The 18799-nt window shown below is 39.0% G+C and carries 13 protein-coding genes and 6 tRNA genes; 10 read left to right on the top strand and 9 right to left on the bottom strand.

The features are described 5' to 3' along the window. Positions 1-8: 8 nt before the first annotated feature. Both clpP and tig read right to left on the bottom strand, forming a co-directional pair. Positions 9-599, bottom strand: coding sequence for an ATP-dependent Clp endopeptidase proteolytic subunit ClpP (clpP, locus tag FZ945_RS01870; RefSeq protein WP_004317374.1), 591 nt, complete (start codon positions 597-599; stop codon positions 9-11). Continuing rightward, positions 599-1930 (bottom strand): trigger factor, encoded by a 1332-nt coding sequence (tig, locus tag FZ945_RS01865; protein WP_148802100.1) that lies wholly within the window; start codon positions 1928-1930, stop codon positions 599-601. Before tig ends, clpP begins: the two co-directional genes overlap by 1 nt. A gap of 137 nt (positions 1931-2067) precedes the next feature. Between tig and folE the strand changes: the two genes are divergently transcribed. Both folE and fliI read left to right on the top strand, forming a co-directional pair. After that, the gene (gene folE / locus FZ945_RS01860) at positions 2068-2640 is read left to right on the top strand and encodes a GTP cyclohydrolase I FolE (protein WP_004317386.1); all 573 of its coding nucleotides are present in this window, start codon (positions 2068-2070) and stop codon (positions 2638-2640) included. Further along, positions 2637-3944, top strand: a complete 1308-nt coding sequence (gene fliI / locus FZ945_RS01855; protein WP_103567868.1) for a flagellar protein export ATPase FliI — start codon at positions 2637-2639, stop codon at positions 3942-3944. Before folE ends, fliI begins: the two co-directional genes overlap by 4 nt. A gap of 1344 nt (positions 3945-5288) precedes the next feature. On the opposite strand, the gene FZ945_RS01850 is transcribed toward fliI, so the two are convergent. Genes FZ945_RS01850 through FZ945_RS01830 form a run of 5 tightly spaced genes read right to left on the bottom strand, consistent with a single transcriptional unit; the run spans position 5289 to position 11245 of the window. Further along, positions 5289-7022 carry an ATP-binding protein gene (locus tag FZ945_RS01850; RefSeq protein WP_103635873.1) on the bottom strand — a complete coding sequence of 578 codons (1734 nt, stop codon included), beginning with the start codon at positions 7020-7022 and terminating at the stop codon, positions 5289-5291. Continuing rightward, positions 7022-8689 (bottom strand): fatty acid--CoA ligase, encoded by a 1668-nt coding sequence (locus FZ945_RS01845; protein WP_148802098.1) that lies wholly within the window; start codon positions 8687-8689, stop codon positions 7022-7024. The genes FZ945_RS01850 and FZ945_RS01845 overlap by 1 nt, the downstream gene beginning before the upstream one ends. Before the next feature lie 8 nt (positions 8690-8697). Further along, positions 8698-9930, bottom strand: a complete 1233-nt coding sequence (locus FZ945_RS01840) for an OmpP1/FadL family transporter (protein WP_148802096.1) — start codon at positions 9928-9930, stop codon at positions 8698-8700. Continuing rightward, positions 9927-10778, bottom strand: coding sequence for a deoxyribonuclease IV (gene nfo / locus FZ945_RS01835; RefSeq protein ID WP_148802094.1), 852 nt, complete (start codon positions 10776-10778; stop codon positions 9927-9929). Before nfo ends, FZ945_RS01840 begins: the two co-directional genes overlap by 4 nt. Continuing rightward, positions 10775-11245, bottom strand: a complete 471-nt coding sequence (locus tag FZ945_RS01830) for a hypothetical protein (RefSeq protein ID WP_103574123.1) — start codon at positions 11243-11245, stop codon at positions 10775-10777. Before FZ945_RS01830 ends, nfo begins: the two co-directional genes overlap by 4 nt. A gap of 65 nt (positions 11246-11310) precedes the next feature. On the opposite strand from FZ945_RS01830, the gene FZ945_RS01825 reads away from it, so the two are divergent. Further along, positions 11311-11385, top strand: a tRNA-Glu gene (locus FZ945_RS01825). 211 nt (positions 11386-11596) lie between these two features. Here FZ945_RS01825 and FZ945_RS01820 read toward each other — a convergent pair. Together FZ945_RS01820 and FZ945_RS01815 are read right to left on the bottom strand one after the other, a co-directional pair. Then, positions 11597-14014 carry a bifunctional diguanylate cyclase/phosphodiesterase gene (locus FZ945_RS01820; protein WP_148802092.1) on the bottom strand — a complete coding sequence of 806 codons (2418 nt, stop codon included), beginning with the start codon at positions 14012-14014 and terminating at the stop codon, positions 11597-11599. Continuing rightward, a complete protein-coding gene (locus FZ945_RS01815; protein WP_148802090.1) occupies positions 14007-14870 on the bottom strand; it encodes a cytochrome-c peroxidase in 864 nt (287 codons plus the stop codon). The genes FZ945_RS01820 and FZ945_RS01815 overlap by 8 nt, the downstream gene beginning before the upstream one ends. A gap of 150 nt (positions 14871-15020) precedes the next feature. Here FZ945_RS01815 and FZ945_RS10375 point away from each other — a divergent pair, with 150 nt between their 5' ends. From FZ945_RS10375 to FZ945_RS01780, 7 genes are all read left to right on the top strand, one after another. Further along, a complete protein-coding gene (locus tag FZ945_RS10375) occupies positions 15021-15530 on the top strand; it encodes a type II secretion system protein (RefSeq protein ID WP_148802088.1) in 510 nt (169 codons plus the stop codon). Positions 15531-15659: 129 nt separating this feature from the next. Further along, entirely contained in the window at positions 15660-16130 is a 471-nt protein-coding gene (locus FZ945_RS01805) for a type II secretion system protein (RefSeq protein ID WP_148802086.1), read from the top strand. A 166-nt stretch (positions 16131-16296) separates the two neighbouring features. Beyond that, positions 16297-16374, top strand: a tRNA-Pro gene (locus FZ945_RS01800). A 9-nt stretch (positions 16375-16383) separates the two neighbouring features. Then, positions 16384-16460: transfer RNA gene (locus tag FZ945_RS01795), tRNA-His, on the top strand. Between the two features lie 6 nt (positions 16461-16466). After that, a tRNA-Arg gene (locus FZ945_RS01790) sits at positions 16467-16543 on the top strand. Positions 16544-16558: 15 nt separating this feature from the next. Next, positions 16559-16635, top strand: a tRNA-Arg gene (locus tag FZ945_RS01785). A gap of 14 nt (positions 16636-16649) precedes the next feature. Then, positions 16650-16734 (top strand) — tRNA-Leu (locus FZ945_RS01780). Positions 16735-18799: the final 2065 nt, after the last annotated feature.

Genomic DNA, 18799 nt, shown 5'->3' with positions numbered 1-18799 from the left:
TTTGGGCCTTATTTAAAACTTTTCTCCAAAATTTTATCGACAAGTCCGTATTCTTTAGCTTCAGCTGAGCTCATAAAGAAGTCGCGCTCAGTATCTTTTACGATCTTGCTTAGTTTTTGACCTGTATTTTTTGCCAAAATTCCATTTAAAATTTCTTTCAAACGCAAAATTTCGCGAGCTTGTATCTCGATATCAGTCGCTTGTCCTCTAGCACCGCCGAGTGGTTGGTGTATCATGATACGAGAATTTGGCAGCGCATATCTCTTGCCAGGTGCGCCACAGCTTAGCAAAAACGCGCCCATACTAGCGGCCTGACCGATGCAGATAGTGCAAACATCTGGCTTTATGTAGTTCATCGTGTCATAGATACTAAAGCCACTTGTTATCACGCCGCCTGGTGAGTTTATATAAAGGTAGATATCTTTATCTGGATCTTCAGCCTCTAAAAATAGCAGCTGAGCGACGATAGAAGCAGCCATGCCGTCCTCTATCTCGCCACTTAGCATAACGATCCTGTCTTTTAAAAGACGGGAGTATATATCATAGCTTCGCTCACCTCTACTAGTTCTTTCAACTACGACAGGAACGTAATAGCTCATTACTCAGCCTTCTCTTTTTTGCTTGCTTTTTTCTCGTCTTTTTCTTTGCTGAAAAGCTCGCTAAATAGCTTCTCTTCGATCATCGACATCTTTATAGCTGGAAGCATGCCTTGGTTGCGGTACATCTCAAGGTGTGCTTTTGGATCTTGGCCGCTTCTATATGCCTCAAAATAGATCGCTTGAACAACCTCTTGATCGCTCACTTTCACGCCTCTTACGCGAGCTAGCTCATCGATGATGAAAGTTAGGCGAACGCTATTTTCAGCGTCTTTTCTATACTCGTCACGTTTTTTAGCTAGAGCATCTTTGTCTTCTCTAAATTTCTTCATATCGTCTGGAGTAAATGAGTTCCATGCGTTTCTAAACTGCATATCGATCTCTTGCTCGACGATATTTTTTGGCACGTCAAATTTAAATTTCTCAACCGCAGCTTCAGCAAATTTTGGTTTTAGCTCTTCGTTTATAAGTTTATAAATTTTCTCTTGGCGAATTTGCTCTTTTATGCGCTCTTCAAGCAGCTCTTCAGTTGGTTTTTCTTCGTTTGGAAGGATAGTTTTTAGCATCTCTTCGTCTAGTTTTTCAGGGATCTTTCTCTCTTGAATTTCATGAAGTTTGACTTTAAAAACAGCGTCTTTGCCAGCTAAATGTGCAGCGCCATAGTTCTCTGGGAATTTAACCTCGATATCTTTTTCGCCGCCAGCTTTTATGCCTACCATGCCATCTTCAAAGCCTGGGATGAATTGGTTTGATCCGATCTCAAGCACGTAGTTTTCAGCCTTGCCACCTTCAAATGCAACGCCATCAACAAAGCCTTCAAAGTCAAATTTAGCAAAATCGCCAACTTTTAGGCCTCTTTTGCTCTCTACTTTTTCAAGTGGAGCTATCATTTTTAGAAGCTCAGCTTTTTTCTCATCGATATCTTTTTTCAAAACGCGTGGGTTTGAAAACTCAGGTATCAAGCTCTCATAGCCGCTCACATCGACGCTTGGCTTAAATGAAACTGTTAGCTCAACGTCGATCTTGTCATCTTTTCTGTCAAATTTTGAAACGATAGGCTCGCCGATAAGGTCGTCATTTTTCTTGCCTGCTTTTTTGATAGCCTCTTCGACTACATCTCTTAAGACATCTTGTTCAGCGTCGTTTGTTAGCTCTTTCTCGTAGCGTTTTAGCACGACAGCGACTGGCACATGGCCTTGTCTAAAGCCATCTACTTTCATAGTTTTTGCTGCTTTTTTTGCTAGTTTTTCTACGCTAGACTTTATAGTATCTGCACTTATGGTTGTGCTTGCTAGGGTATTTACGCTATCTAGAGCTTTGATTTTGATTTCCATCGAATTCCTTTATGAATACAAATTTTTAGCCCAAAATATAGCAGAATTTTCCTTATTTCATTGTAAATTTGTAAATTTTTATAGATATAAAAGGCGTTTTAACGTAGAATTTGGCGATAAAATTATGGAGAAAATTTATGCAAGAGAGTTTTGAAAATTCAGTTAAAAATATGCTAACTATCATCGGCGAAGATCCAAACAGAGAGGGGCTTATTAAAACCCCTGAGCGCGTTTATAAGGCTTTTAAATTTCTAACTAGCGGATACGATCAAGACCCAAAAGAAGTCCTTGGTGACGCGCTATTTACCAGCTCAAATAACGAGATGGTTTTAATGCGAAACATCGAGTTTTACAGCCTTTGTGAGCACCATTTGCTGCCTATTATCGGCCGCGTGCATGTGGCATACATCCCAAATGGCAAGGTCGTTGGCCTTAGTAAAATTCCACGCATGGTAAATATCTACGCCAGACGCTTGCAAATTCAAGAGCAGATGACCGAGCAGATCGCAAAGGCGCTTGAGGACGTTATCGCTCCAAAAGGCGTTGGAGTAGTCGTCGAGGCTAGGCATATGTGCGTTGAGATGAGAGGTGTGGAGAAGATAAACTCGACTACCACGACCTCGGCACTTAGGGGCTGCTTTATTAAAAACGCAGACACAAGGCGGGAGTTTTTCTCGCTGATAAATTCGCCTAGGGAAACGCATTTTTGAGTTTAGAGCGTATAAATTCAAGGCTTAAAGAGGGCGTGAAGCTCTCAAACACTTTTGGTGTCATCACAAAGATCACAGCTACTACGATAGAGATCACCGGACTTCGCCCAAGTATCGGCGACATCGTGCGCATAGTGGCAAAAGACAAGAGTAAAAACGGCCTTGGCATGGTCACGCAGATAAAGACAGATGGCGCTTATATCAGCCCATTTGGCTTTGTCGAGGGCTTTAGGATAGGCGACTTTGTCTATGAGAGCGATCAGGGCATGAGCATACCTGTGGGGCCAAATTTACTTGGCCGCGTGGTTGATCCATTTATGAAGCCCATTGACGGCAAAGGGGCGATTGATACGACTGAATATATGCCGATCATGAGAGCGCCCATAGATGCGATGAAAAGGGGTCTTATAAACGAGCCTTTTAGCGTTGGCATAAAGACGATAGATGGGCTGCTTACTTGCGGCAAAGGGCAAAAGCTAGGAATTTTCGCAGGTTCAGGCGTGGGCAAATCAACCCTTATGGGCATGATCGTAAAAAATACGCTAGCTCCCATAAAAGTAGTCGCGCTAATAGGTGAGCGTGGCCGTGAGGTGCCTGAATTTATCGAAAAAAACCTAGGCGGCGACCTAGAGGGCACGGTCATCATCGTAGCGACCAGTGATGATAGCTCGCTCATGCGAAAATACGGTGCATTTTGTGCGATGAGCGTGGCTGAATACTTCAAACAGCAGGGCAACGACGTGCTTTTCATCATGGATAGCGTCACACGTTTTGCGATGGCGCAGCGTGAGATCGGCCTTGCGCTTGGCGAGCCACCGACCTCAAAGGGCTATCCGCCAAGCTCGCTCACACTCTTGCCACAGCTAATGGAGCGCGCGGGCAAAGAGGAGGGCAAGGGCAGTATCACGGCGTTTTTCACCGTGCTAGTCGAGGGCGATGATATGAGCGACCCGATAGCTGACCAAAGCCGCTCTATCCTAGATGGCCACATCGTGCTAAGCCGCGAGCTAACGGACTTTGGCATCTACCCACCTATCAATATCCAAAACTCGGCCTCGCGTGTAATGGGCGACGTGATCGGCAAAGAGCACAAGCTAAATGCGATGAAATTTAAGCGCCTTTACTCGCTTTTAAAAGAAAATGAGGTCCTGCTTCGCATCGGCGCATATCAAAAGGGCAGTGACAAGGAGCTCGACCTTGCGATCTCGAAGAAAGAATTTATGGAGAATTTCTTAAAACAAAGCTCGGAAGAGGCCTTTGCACTTGAAGAGGTCGAAGAGCTGCTTGATAAGATCAATCAGTAAATTTTTGTATAAATTTGACTACTAAATTTTCATAACCTTTTATTAAAAAAATCGGTAAATTTTGCTTTTTTGGTGCGAAAAAGTGCTGATGTAAAAAGTGTTGTAGAAAATTTGAAATTTATAGGGTTTTGCTAGGTTAAATTTCACGGAGTGGGCGGCTTTTGTGTTAGGAAAAATGATAAAGTGTTTTTAAAAAAGTAGTCACGCTAGCGCTTTAAATGGCAGATAAAATTTAAAGTTTTTGGCTTTTTGATAAAAAATGCGGTAGTAAATTTGAAGCGACGAGCTAAAATTATATTAGGCGGTTATGAGTGCATTTATCATGCTTGTGGTTTTTTGCAAATTTGCATAGACAAAACAAAATTTAATGCAAAAGCATAGCGACAAAACGTGCAACTAAAGCTCATTTGTTTTATTTATCTGAAAAGCCACAGAGTGGAAAATTTCAAAATTTGCGGTTTTTTGGATAAAAACTACCTATCTGCAAAGGTTGCAGTAGTAAATTTATGGCAGATGAGTGGGTAATTTTCTATAAGTTAGCACTTGCTATGCTGTAGTTTTTCGCTCAAATTTAATAGAAAAAATTTCACACTTTGACCCGCAGTCCTATATTTTAATGTAAAAGTCCGCAATAGATGGCAAAGTAAGGAAATAGCTTATGTAAAAATTTATCTGCCTAAACGAGAGGTACGGAGCGGATAAATTTCAAAATTTGGGATTTTTAAAAAATGCTTGCTTACAAAGGATGCAATAGTAAATTTGAGGCAAGTGATCGAGTTAAATTTATACTATGTGGTTTTGAGTAGTATCAAACCTATCTTAGTTTTGCGAAAATTTAATTGTAAAAACAAAAAAATCACGTTTAGTTTTGGCAAGTACCGATACTTTAGGCTTTACCTCGTGACGCAAAGCGTATATTTAAAAAAGCATAAGAGAATTACGCTAAAGATCAAATTTGTTTCGCATTTTCTATAAATTTTTAGTGGTAGGCTTTGTGTAAATTTGACTATAAAAACAAATTTGATATCCGTCTTTGGTCTTTGTTGCAGCGCAAACATTGCAAGATAGCTTTAAAAAGCACAAGAATAAAACCTATTTTTTCATCGTCAGAGCTTGAATTTATTTTGTGATCTCTATGTCTTTTATGGGTATGCTCCGTATAAAAACAAAATTTCACACCCTCGGCACTTATCTGCATTTTTTATCACCAAAGTTTAAATTTAACTCGTATTTTTCATGATTTTGGCAGCAAAACTCGTCTAAATTTTATTGGGTAAAGCAAATTTCTTATCAAACCAGCGGTTTTGTGTAGCGCAAAGTCAAATTTATAAATTAAGGGAAAAGCTAAGAGCCAAATCCCATCTTTTTATCCTCGCCAAAGCTTGAGTTTAGCTCGCGCTCTATCGTGGTTTTGAAGTCCTCAAAGGTAAAAATCCCATCATCTTTTATAGCCACTTTCAAAGCGGTGTTTTTTAGCGCAAGGACGATCTGCGCGCCACTTAGGTTAAACTCAGCCAGCCTTTCTACGCTAAAGCCATCTTCAAAGCTTGCATTTTCAGGCAAAATTTTACGCCAAATGGCGAGCCTACCGTTATAATCAGGCTTTTTAAACTCGATCTTATAGTCAAATCTTCTAGAAAACGCCACGTCAAGGCTTTGTAAGAAATTTGTCGTGGCGATCAGCACACCCTCAAAGCGCTCGATCTGCTCTAAGAAGATATTTTGCATTTGATTGTGCATCTTCTCAGCCCCGCTCGAGCTCTCCACTCTCGTGCTTAAAAACTGATCAGCCTCGTTTAGCAAAAGCACTGGCTCGCTACCACTTTTTTTGCAAATTTCTTTGTAAGTGTCAAAAATTTTTCTTACATTTTGCTCGCTCTCGCCGACATATTTGCTTAAAATTTTTGAGCAGTCAAAGCTTAGAATTTGCTTCTTTAGGCTCTTTGCAAGCCCAACGGCGCTCATGGTCTTGCCAGTGCCAGGCTCGCCGTAAAAGATGATCTTGGCGTCTATATTTTTTCTAGTTTTTATGCCCCAGCTGCTTAGTCTAGCGAGCACTTTTTTATCGACTTGCTTTAGTATCGTGCTTAAAAGCTGCTTTGTTTTTTCGTTTAGCACGACGTCTTCTAGGCTCGTTACTGGCTCTATTAGCTCAAAAATTTCTTGCTCTTTTACTAGGCTTTCGATCTTGATTTTCTTGCTGTTTTTGTCATTTTTTGGGTGCATTATGCTTTGCAAAATTTCTTCGTTTATAAAAAAACTTTTGCTCACATTTCCATAAGCGTTTAAAACCTCGTCGTAGTCGATTAGAGTGCCCTCGATGAGCCTTGAACCATCCTCTAAAAGAGTGCGATTTTTGATGCGTTCAAGCTCATCTTTGCTTATTAGCCCAACTAGCGTGTTTAGGTCGCGACCATTTTCAAAATCACCCGCATACTCCTCTTTTAAAAGGGCTAAAAATATGATCTGCTCTTTTTCATCAAGCGAATTTTCTTTAAAAATTTGCTCTATCTTTAGGCTGATCTTGCTTAGTTTTACACGCTCATTTATGCGCTTTGTTAGCTCAGAAATTTGCTCGTTTATGCGCTTTTTAGCGTCATTTGAGCCACCTTCAAATATCGCAGCCTTTGAGTAAAGCTCTATCTTTAAAAACTGATCTTTTAAATACTCCAAATGATCTTCATAAGGTGCAAGCTCTGGTAAATTTATATCAGCGTTGCCATCTTCAAGTATCTTTAAAAACGTGCTTGAGAGTGAAATTTCAGAGTGAAGTAGCGAGAGTAGCCCTTGGCTTGAGCTTTTTTGCGAGTTCTCTGGCATTTTAAAGAGGCCGTAGTTTTGCACTATCCAGCCACTATCTAGCAAATTTTTTATAAATTTAAGGTATAAAAGCTGCTTTTCATTTTGCGTGCCAAAAACAGCTCCAAGCAGCTCAAAAACGCTAATGCTAGCTGTGCCTTGCACGTAGGCTTTGCTTAGATATTTTAAAATTTCTCCCTCTTCATCGCCGCACTTTATAAGCTCGTAAATTTTACTTTTTTTGAGATCTTGGTTTAGAAAATCAAGCAAATACTTCACTAAATTTTATCCTTTATCTGCTCTTTTAGCACACGTTTTAGCACCTTGCCAGTGGCGTTTCTAGGTAGCTCCTCGGCAAAATAAATGCTTTTTGGAATTTTGAAATTTGCTAAGTTTTTCTTTAGATGCTCTCTAACCGTCTTTTCATCAAGATCCATGCCATCTTTTACCTGTATGAAAGCTACGACCTCTTCGTCTGCATGCACATCTTTTACGCCAATCACTGCTGCAGCCTCGACGGCTTCAAGCTTATAGATGACTTCTTCGATCTCGCGTGGATAGATGTTTATGCCCTTTGATATGATGAGGTCTTTTTTGCGATCAACGATGTAGATAAAGCCCTCTTCATCGATCTTGCCTAGATCTCCAGTCTTTAGCCAGCCATTTATGATGGTCTCATCTGTCACGCCTGGCATGCCGTAGTAGCCTTGCATGACGCAGTCGCCTTTTACGATGATCTCGCCGATCTGGCCAACTGGAAGCTCCATCATCTCATCATCTACGATCTTGACCTCATAGCCATTTAGCGCAGGGCCCACGCTTAGAAGCTTTTGCTTGTCAAATAAATTTGCCGCCACGATCGGAGAGCATTCGCTAAGGCCATATCCCTCAACGAGCGTTGCACGTGGGAATTTCACTCTAAAATCATCGATAGTCTGCTTAGCAAGCGGAGCAGCGCCACTTACAAATAGCCTTATGCGGTTAAACCATCTAAAATACCATGGAATTTTTGCCTTGCCGATGGCTGTATAGATGGCTGGGATACCCAAAAATACAGTTACTCTTTTAAGCAGCGTCTGTTTTAGCACATTTGAAAATGGAAAGACCGATCTTACAAGCACCATCGAAGCGCCCGCATATATCGGTAAAAGCACCATCGCTGTGAGCGTAAAGCTATGAAACATCGGTAAAAATACGATAAATCTATCGCTTTTTTTAACCTTAAAACGCTCATGAGCGCCGATGACGTTTGAGAAGATATTTTTATAGCTTATCATAGCGCCCTTTGGCTTGCCTGTGGTGCCTGAGGTGTAGATGATGTGCATGAGATCGTCTATTTTAGGGTATTTTGTGATGCTTAGGGTGTATTTGTGATTTAGCGCTTCGCTGAAATTTACATTTTTTACAACGCCATTATTTTCATAGCCCTTGCTCATATCCTCTTTTGAAATTTGTGGAGTTGAAGATAGATAGGCACTCTCGCCATACTCCTCATCAACGCTTACATAGTCGTCCTTTGAGGCACTTTGAAGCTTTTTAGGCGTTTGACCGATCCAGATTATTTTTCTTAAAATTTCAAGCTCACTAAGTGCGATTAGCTCCTTTGCAAGCGAGCTGGAGGCAAAGAGCACCCTTGCGCCGCAGTCATTTAATATATACTCAAACTCATTTGTCTTTAAAAAGGTGTTCATCGGCACTGCGACCGCACCGATAGCCGTGATAGCAAGGTATGAGATGATAAATTCTTTCGAATTTGCCACCGCCATAGCCACCTTGTCGCCAAAATTTACTCCACAAAGCTGTAAGTAAGCCGCCACTTTATCGACGTTTTGCTTTAGTTCGTGGTATTTTAGCTTCTCTTTTTCATCAAAGATCGCTATCTGGTTTGGACTCTGCTTTGCTACTTTGGTCAAAATTTCATAAAAATTATTATAAGAGTATTGCATTTTTAGCCCTAGAAAGAGTATTTAAATGTCATTGCAGCTATCTGGACGCTACTTGCGTCAAATTCGCCAGACATTGAGCCAGTGCCAGTTTTTATATCTGTCGCACGCTTTTTGTCTCTGTGCTGATAGAGATAGCCTAGCCCTAGCTCTAAATTTGGTGTAAATTTATAGTTTGCTCCAAACGAATATGCTTGAGATGTGGTGTTTGGGAGCTCTAAGCCAGTGTGCTCGCTGCTAGTTATATCCTCATCGTATGAAAAGCCAGCCATTAGTCTAAGCTTCTCATTTACGTCGTAAGCAAGGCCTATCCTATATGTGTTTGTATCCTTTGCGTTTTTAACGACTGGATCGTCCATAAACATTTTAAAAGCAGGGTGGTGTGAATGAGCTGCTGTCTTATCATCATATTCAAAGTCATAATCTTTAAATTTAGACCAGTAAGTCCTTTCAAAAGCTAGCAAAAGAGTAAAATCACTAAATTTATATCCAGTCGCAAGCACTAGCTGAGCAGGCAGTGGGATCTCAACTCTTGTTTTGCCATGATAGCTTATAGCTGCTAGCGGCGCGTTAAAATCAGCATCAGCACTACCTTTAAGCTCTAAATTTACCTTCGAGCGGTAAGTGACTGCAAAGCTTAGATCCTCGATAGGTCTATATGTAAGAGCGACGTTGTAGCCGTAGTTTATGCCATCGCCTTGTATCTCTCTGTAGCCAAAACGTCCAAAGTCACTTGCTATCTTGCCCTTGCTATAAACGCCTCTAGCGCCCAGAGCAATGGCAAGTTTGTCATTTATGCGGTAAGCTACGGTTGGATTTATCTCGACAACTTGTAGTTTAAACCTCTTGCCAGTAAAAGCAGTCTCTGGATCCTCCCACGAGATGCCAACAGCAGCAGGCACGGCAAGGGCCAGTCCAAATCTCCAGTTTTCATAAATTTCTGGCGTTACGAAGCTAAATGTGCCAGCTAGTGAGTCAAATTTCTTTGAGCTGTAGCTCTTGCCATCATCGCTTTTAAAGTCGATGGAATTTATATGAAACCAACCAAGCGTGCTTTCAAAATGGTGAAGCCCGTCTAAAAACATCATATTTGCAGGGTTAAAATAAGCCGCATCAGCCCCAAAACTAAAGGCTATGTTGCTAGCAGCAAGCCCCAAAGAGTCAGCACTTTGCTCAGGGACTTTATATCCGCCAGCGTTTAATAATGAACAAGTCGCAACAATGCTTAAAAGCACTCTTTTCATAGCTTTTCCTTTTCTAGGTTTCTTAAAATTTTGATCTCATCTTCCCAAATGCTCTCGTCAATCGTCTCTAAAATCAAGGGAATTTCGCCTATTTTATCATCATTTATTATATTTTCAAAAGCGCCAAGCCCAAGCTCACCCTTGCCAAGGCTCTCGTGTCTGTCTTTTTTTGAGCCAAGCCCAAATTTAGCGTCATTTAGGTGCATGCCAGATAGAAATTTATAGCCGATGATCGCGTCAAATTCGCCCATCGTCTTAGCGTAAGCCTCTTTGCTTCTTAGATCGTATCCAGCGGCAAATGCGTGGCAAGTATCGATGCAAACGCCAACTCTGCTCTCATCATCAACTCGCTCGATCAAATACGCCAGCTGCGCAAAGTCAAAGCCTAAATTTGAGCCTTGTGCGGCTGTGTTTTCGATGACAAGCTTTACGCCACTTGTTCGTTTTAGCGCTTCATTTATGCAACTAGCGATGTTATCTAGGCACTCATTTTGGCTTATTTGCTTTAGGTGCGAGCCTGGGTGGAAATTTAAAAGCTTTAGTCCAAGCTGGCTAGCTCGCTCTATCTCATCGATAAAGGCTTCAAGGGATTTAGCTCTTGCCTCTTTTTCTGGATGGCCTAAATTTATGAGGTAGCTTGCGTGTGGCAAGACGTGATCAGCGCTTATGCCAGAGGCCTTTAAATTTGCTTTAAACTGCTCTATCTCGCCCTCGCTTAGCTCTTTTGCGCTCCACTGGCGCTGGTTTTTTGTAAAAAGTGCAAAGGCATTTGCTCCTATTTTTGCAGCATTTATCGGTGCATTAAAGACGCCTCCAGCCGCGCTTACGTGAGCCCCAATGTATCTCATTTTAACTCTTTTATTATTACTTTTATTTTATTTTTGCTATCGATAAATTTGACGTAGTTATCGCAAACTTCGTATTTTATAAAATAAGAACTTAGATCTTGTCTAAAGCCGCACTCTGTGGTGCTTAGATCTTTGCCGTCATAAATTTTTTGTCTTTGCAAAATCTCTTCAAAAAGGCTCTCATAATGCGGCGCTAGAAAAAATTTCTCGTTAAATTCAGTCTTTTTAAAACAAGCGCTATTTACGCAAATTTTGTCCTTTATATTGATATTTGCGGTATTTACGCCAGAGCTATAAATTTGCAAATTTAGATCATTTTTGTATGTGTGAAAAAATCCAACATCATTTATCTTTATCATCGGAGAAAATAAAGTGACCTGAAAAGCTTGCGATCTTTGCGGTGTTTTAGTCGCAACACAGCCTGAAAAAATGAGAGCAAATAATAAAACAAGTGAAAATTTCTTCAACGATTTGTCCTTTTATGTAAATTTAAGTTAAAAAGTAATATAATCCCAACTTCATAACCGACCGTGGCCCATTCGTCTAGCGGTTAGGACATCGCCCTTTCACGGCGGTAACACGAGTTCGAGTCTCGTATGGGTCACCACTTCTAAAAGACAAAATCTTATCCACATAAGCTTTAAAATCTAGTTAATCCAAATTTTCAGCTTTTTTAAAGACAAATTCTTAAATTTAATTGTTGTAAAAGAGATCAAATTTCACGTCTAGCAAAATTTAAAAAGTAGGTTTTGCGCGAGTATAAAAGTAAAAAGCAGTTAAATTTAGCCTTTTAATAGGCTTTAAAGTAACTGCAAAATTTACATCTGATGTGGCTTGCCTAGTAAAAATCCCTGTGCATACGAAATTCCAAATTTCTTTATATACTCTAAAATTTCTTCGTTGCTCACAAACTCAGCCACGATTTTATAGCCTTGTCTTCTAGCAAAGCTCACGATAGTCTCAACCAAAACCCTTGCGTTTTCATCAGTTGGTAGCTTTTTGATGATCGAGCCATCTATCTTGATGTTATCTATATCAAGCTCTAAAATTCGGTAGTAGTTAGAGTAGCCAGAGCCAAAGTCGTCGATCGAGATTTTACATCCATATTTTTTAGCTCTTTTTATAAATTCATTTGCCATGGCGTAGTCGCTAAGCTCTTCGCTCTCTAGCATCTCAAAGCAAACTCTACTAGGATCTGGGCAGCTCTCTAGCTTCTCATCTAAAATTTCTCTAACACCTGGATCAGTTAGATCCGAGCTTGAGAGGTTGATAGAAAATGTATAGTCTGGATATTTTTTCACTAGATCAAAGGCTAGGGCGATCACTTTTTTTGTTATCTGAAGATAAAGTTGTGTCTTCATCGCGATCTCTAAAAACTCACCTGGATAGCGGATCTTGCCATTTTGATCGACTATGCGCACCAAAACTTCGTAGTATTTTGCCTCTGTCTCATTTTCTTGCACGTTAAAAATTCCCTGACACTCAACTATCACCTTGTCGTTTTCTAGGGCGTACTCGATGAGTTCGGTTATGAGTTGGTTTTTATAGTATCTCATCTCGATCGCGTCGTTTTCGAGATAGTAGTAGATCTCGTTGCCGCTATCACTTGCTTGTTGATTAGCTAGGATTGACTGCATTAGACGGTTTGTTTGCGGTGTATCATTTGATAAAGATACGCCAAGAGTTATCTTGATACCAGGTAGGTTTTCAAATTTACCATCTATCTCGATGTTCATCCTGCTAAAGTTAAAATACTCTTTTATAAAGCCGATATCTCTAACGATGTCATCGCCTTGATACCAGATGTAAAACGCATCATCTTGAAATCTAAATAGCTCAGCATTTATAGAGTAGGTATCAACACAGAGTTTTAGTGTATTTGCCACCGCTTTTAACATAGCGTCAATAACCTTTGTCTGGTAGAAAAATCTTAGCATCTTGTAGTTTTTGATGCTTATGCTGATCACAATTCCATCTTTTTTCGCCTCTATCATCTCAGTCAGAGCAAAATAGTTTCCAAAGCCAGTTAGCTTGTCGATTGAGGATTGAATTTTTATCTGCTCATTTTTTTGAGTTAGCTCTTTAAGCATGCTAAGCTCTTTTGTCCTATCAAGCTTTATAGCCATGTAGCCCTCTAGCTTGCCCTCAAAGAAAAATGGCGCAAAACGCACCTTTTCATAGAGCAGTTTGCCACTTTTTGTTCTGCTTATCAGCTCGTCGCTTTCCCAAGAAGTATGCTTATTTATGGCATTTCTTATCTCAGCATAAAAGCTCTCTGGGTGCATATTTGATTTTAAAATTTTAGGGCTTTTTCCGATAACGTCTTTTAGTTTATAACCAGTTTTTGCCTCAAAGGTTTTATTTACATATAAAATTTTATTGTTATTGTCACAAAAGACTATAGAGCTGTGTCCAGCATCCACTGTCGTTTTTAGAAGTTTTATCTGTTTTAACTGCTTAGCTAGTACCCTTGCTTGATAAAAAGTTAAAGCGCAAAATAACACAAAACTGATAAAGCAAAGCACTTGCATTATTACTATATTTCGTATCATTATTTTGTAAGAGGCTAGGGTATCATCTCTAAATTTTCTTAGTGTTTCTCCAAGTTTTAGATCAACAGAGTCTTGAGCTACGGCACTTAGGTTTTTTGCAAATTCAAGTGCGTAAGTTGCCTTATTTAGCACCAAGATCGCTTTTGTGTCGTTTTTGTAAGTATCTTTATATTTTTCTATCTGCTCTTTTGTTTGATTTAGCGTTTCGGGGCTGATTAGGGCTGAGCTTTTTATCGCGTGAAATATCACATTAAGCGCATCTAGCTTCTTTTCTGATGCTATTTCAAACTCACCTGATAAGATATAAGCAGCCATTGACGAGCTAGCGTAGTTTGACCTATCTACAAGTCTTTGTTTTTTTAAAAAGTCGTCGTTTATGACCTTTAAAGTTTTGGCATTTTTCTCTTGGTAAAAGACCTGTATGATCGCGTTTAGCTCATCAAGCTTGGTTAAATTTTGATCAAAACTTCTTAAATTTTTATTTACATCGTCGTAGTTTAAGCGAAGTACGTTGTTCTCTAGGGTGAAGCTTAGCTCATTATCTAGCAAGATAAGACTTAAGATCGTATCGTTAAATTTACTAACAGCAGTAACTGCTTTATTTGCCATGTAGATGTAGGTTGAGCTAAAGCAAAAGATGATTGCTAGGACGATTAAGATGATATTTGCTTGTCTTTTATTCATTTAGTATCCTAGGTCTGCGTCCATTTAGCGTTAGCAAAAATTTATAAATTTGCCCTATCTCTTCGCTATTTAGTGTATGGATTAGTTGATGATAGCTTACAAAGCCTATGACTTCTTTTAGATCACTCATTTCGCCACTACTTAGATATGGAGCTGTTCTTGCTACATTTCTAAGTGAAGGCACGCGCATAAGGCGTCTGCTCTCGCTAGCATCCTTTAAGCCCACGTTTTGCATCAAATTTCCACCTAAATTTCTACCATTGTGGCAAGCCACACAGCCTACTTTATTAAAGAGCTCAAAACCTTTTTTTGCCTCAGCGTTTATGGAGTCGTCATTGCCAGCTAGATACTCATCAAATGGCGAATCTATGCTTAAAATAGCCTTTTCAAATTCTGCCAAAGCACCTACTATATTTTCATAGTTTATGCCATCACTATATGCATCATTAAATAAAATCCCATACTCGCCTATGCTTTTTACCTTTTTTACTATCTCATCTTTGTTTGAATTTAGCTCATTTCTAGAATTTATCGACTCTTTTACCTGATCTTTTAAGCTTCTTACCCTGCCATCAGTAAAAAATAGAAAATTTAAAGCCGAATTTAGCACGCTAGGTGGGTTTATAACGCCCTTTTGGCTGGTGTAAGATGAGTTTGTACCGCTTAAATTCCAGTATAAGTTGTGGCAAGTTTCGCATGAGTAGTTTTCGGTGGTGCTTAGTCTTTTGTCAAAAAAGAGCTTCTTACCGATGTAGGCTTGTTTTTCGTTATATTTTGATGAAAGCACTGGCTCAAATGATGAATTTGCGCTCAAAATGCAAAAAGATACTACCATCCAAAATAAAACTTTTTTCATAAAATCTCCATATTCTTGAGCGTCATTATAGCGGAATTCTTTTTCATAACTACCAAATCGGCTAAATTGTAAAAAATTTAGTTTTTATTTGCCTTTTGAAAAAAATGTTGTATAATCCGTGAAAAATTACACAAATTTCAAGGAGGAACCATGAAAAAAGGTTTTACAATGATCGAGTTGATCTTCGTGATCGTAATTTTAGGCATATTAGCCGCAGTCGCTATACCAAGACTAGCTGCAACAAGGGATGATGCAGAGGTAACTAAGGCCGCTACAAACTTATCTACTTTATTGGGTGATGTTGGTGCTTATTATACTTCTCAAGGTAAATTTGCTGACAACTTATCACAAATGACAAATGTATCATTAGATCCCGCAACTGGCAAGGTTGGTCAATTACTAGCAGCTGGCAAAAAATGTATAAAAGTTACACTAACTGACTTTGATACTACAACAAAAAAACCAGCATACATAAGAGTAGAAAAAGGTGATGATGCTTCTCCCGCAGCTGGTACAACTAATATTTGCTCTAAAATTATAGCAAACACCGGTGTAGATAAATTGCTTAAAAATAAATTTAAATTTACAAATAACAGTGGTGCCGAAACAGACAGTGGCGAAGGCGAGTACCCAGTTAGTGGTCTTAGCGTAGCGTTCTAATACTTCTAAACTCAAATTTTTGGCAAGGAATTTCCTTGCCATCTCTCTTTAAACTTTACTTAAAAATTTATTCTTCATTTATAAAAATTCTAGTTATAATCTCGCAACTTCAAATTCAAGGATGAAGTAATGAAAAAAGCTTTTACTATGATCGAACTAATTCTCGTTATAGTTGTCATCGGAGTATTAGCCGCTATTGCTATCCCAAGGATTAGCGCTACAAGAGATGATGCGGTCTTAGTAAAGAGTATGGCGGAGATTAGAACCGCTATCGAAGAGATAAATGCCTACTATATATCACAAGGCAAACTAGCCCTTGATACTACAAACAATAAAGTTAAATTTAAAGAGATGACAAATGCTGGGATTGTGGATAGCTCTGGTGATCTTGGCATTTTTGCCAAAAACGAAAGGTGCATTTTATTAAAATTCTTTGCTGCAGACCAAAGCTGCTTAGGAGTAGATATCAGTGAGCAAGGCTTATGCAAAAAGCTTTGGCAAGCTCCAGAATTTAAGCGCTTTAGCCAGACCATGATAAAGCCAGCACAAGGAGCATTGCCAGCTCATATCAGCTTTAGTGCTGTTCGCATCGTTTTTTAGCTAGATATTTTTATCAAAAGTTTTAAAGTCTGAAATTTACACTTAATTCTTGAAATTTTATAAAAATAAAGTCCAAAACTAATTTTTTCTTGACAACAATAACATTTTTAGATAGAATGTGACTTTTTAATGAGGTAGTGGCATAAACTTACAAACACGACTCAGGCGGGGTGTAGCGCAGTCTGGTTAGCGCATCTGGTTTGGGACCAGAGGGCCGAAGGTTCGAATCCTTTCACCCCGACCATGTTAAATGGTGAGTGTAGCTCAGTCGGTTAGAGCATCAGATTGTGGTCCTGAGGGTCGTGGGTTCGATTCCCATCACTCACCCCATTTTGGGCGCTCGTAGCTCAATTGGATAGAGCGACAGACTTCGGATCTGTAGGTTATGGGTTCGACTCCTATCGGGCGCGCCACTTGAAAGACTTTATGCGCTCATAGCTCAGCTGGATAGAGCAACGGCCTTCTAAGCCGTAGGCCTCAGGTTCGAATCCTGATGGGCGTACCACTTATTATTGTTGTGCGGATGTGGTGAAATTGGCAGACACGCCAGACTTAGGATCTGGTGCCCCACGGCGTGGAGGTTCAAGTCCTCTCATCCGCACCATCTTTTTTTAAACTCCATTTTAAAACTTTCAGAAACTCGATTTTTATTTGAATTTATCAAATTTGCTTATTCAAAATTTAGTAGAAATTTTCATTTATCAAATCAATTGCATTAAATTTATAAAATTTATAGATCAAATTCTTAAATTTACACTTTTGGTAATAAAAATTTAGAAGCGAGTGTAGTAGCGTTGCTGGCTGTCGCTTTTAGTAACGCTTAAAGGCGCGCAAAGATCGGGCTTGATGAGAATTTTGAGCCATTTTTTGACGAGTTTGATAATACACTTTTGGGTTAAACAAGATCGATCAGTGTGGGGCAGAAAGATCTGTTGATATAAATGCTAGCTTGATAGTTGGTTTGTAAAATGGTGACTGGATAGATGGTTTGTTTTTTTGGTAGCAGCGTTACTTGCGCCTTTTTGTTGAGCAAATCAAAGCAAATATCTTGTTTTAAATGGCTTTTTAGCGCCTGTAATGGTGCTATTTACGAGTTTAGTGACGCTAGTAAAAACAAATATGTCATCTTAAAGAGCCATTTTGTCCTGCGCCGTAAAATGTGAAAATGGCTATGAAAGCGGTAAATTTATATTAAACCAGCGCCTTTGATGTTTAAAACAAAATTTATATGACAGTATGATTGATATTGAGTATTATGCATGAAAAAAGTTGTAGCACGACAATGGGCACGAGATGACTTATAAAAGGCACAAATGCAAATCTTGATAAGAAAAATTTATGGCTAAATTTGGCAATTTTTAGTTTAAACCTTTTCTACTAATCTTATATCAAAGTTAAATTTACTAGGCGAGAAAGTTGCTGTTGGACTATGAGACCCGCATGAACGTTGTGTGAATATATGCGAAAATGTTGTGGCAACTGCAGTAATGCCTTTGGGTGGGATAGCTGATGTTGGGAGGCGCAACTATAAATCCCAATATGATAAAGTAACCTTTAAATTTAGCCATTTTTTGGTTTAAGCCTTTAATATTTAAGGCGTAAAAATGCCAAATTTAAAATCAAATTTTGAACTATTGGCAAGCATAATCTAGTGCGGCGTAATAACAACAGCAATAGTTTGGTTGCAGCCGAGGCTCTACTGCTAAATTTGAGCGCAAATTTTAAAAATCAAGGGGCTAAATTTAGTTATTTTGGGTTTAAATTTAAAAATTTGGACGTTGTGATTTCAAATAATAAAATAAGCCAAATTTGAAATTTGGCAGTAAATTTATCGAGTAAAGGCGGCTTTTGTAGGTCTTATAATAGTAGAAGCCTATCGATTTAATAGTAAAGTTGGTTATATTTGATATACCTCACTAAATTTAACTGCAAAACCAAATAAGATAGAAATTTATGGCTAAATTTGTTTTGCTGTGGCTTAAATTTTTAGAAGCTACGATACTTAAAAAAGAGATCAAATTTACAATGAAGGCAGTAATTTTAAGCCATCTGTGAAATATCTTTCTTTTGTGGATTTGTTGGCAATGCCCTAATGGCACGTGTTAATGAAAAATGGGGGGGGTGTAGGAGTTACGGTTGATAAGCACTTACAAATTTACTATAAATAGAAATTTGCGCCTAAATTTAAACATTTTTGGAGCCAAATTCTGCTCGTAAATTTATATCTTGAGCTAAATTTAAAGAGTAAAAACAGGGTGGATTGTGAATTTGTGCTATTAAAAAAGCTTGCCTTGTGTTGGTTGCAGTGTTTTGAGAACTAGCGATAATGCAGTTAGCTATGATAGCTCTGCTCTTATTAAATTTGACGAGAAAACTTAGCAGCACGAAAATTTACGACGAAATTTAGTCGTTTCGGACTTAAATCTAAAATTTTACTAGCAAATTTTTAGCCAAATTTACACTTGCTTCGAAATTTACTCAGCAATCAGCTTGATCTAAAAGCGCCTTTAGATAGCATTTTGTTTTTTTGAAAAGATAGAAATTCTTTGCTTCGTATCTTTTAACTAGGCGATAAAGCGTGCCTAAATTTACGAAAATGTAAATTTAGTAGTGATCGTTTTGGTTTCATAGATAAATTTCTAGCGCCAGTTGTTGTTTCTGATAAGTGA

The sequence above is a fragment of the Campylobacter concisus genome (assembly GCF_902460535.1).
GTDB lineage: Bacteria > Campylobacterota > Campylobacteria > Campylobacterales > Campylobacteraceae > Campylobacter_A > Campylobacter_A concisus_AS.
This window is presented reverse-complemented; position numbering and strand designations above follow the sequence as displayed.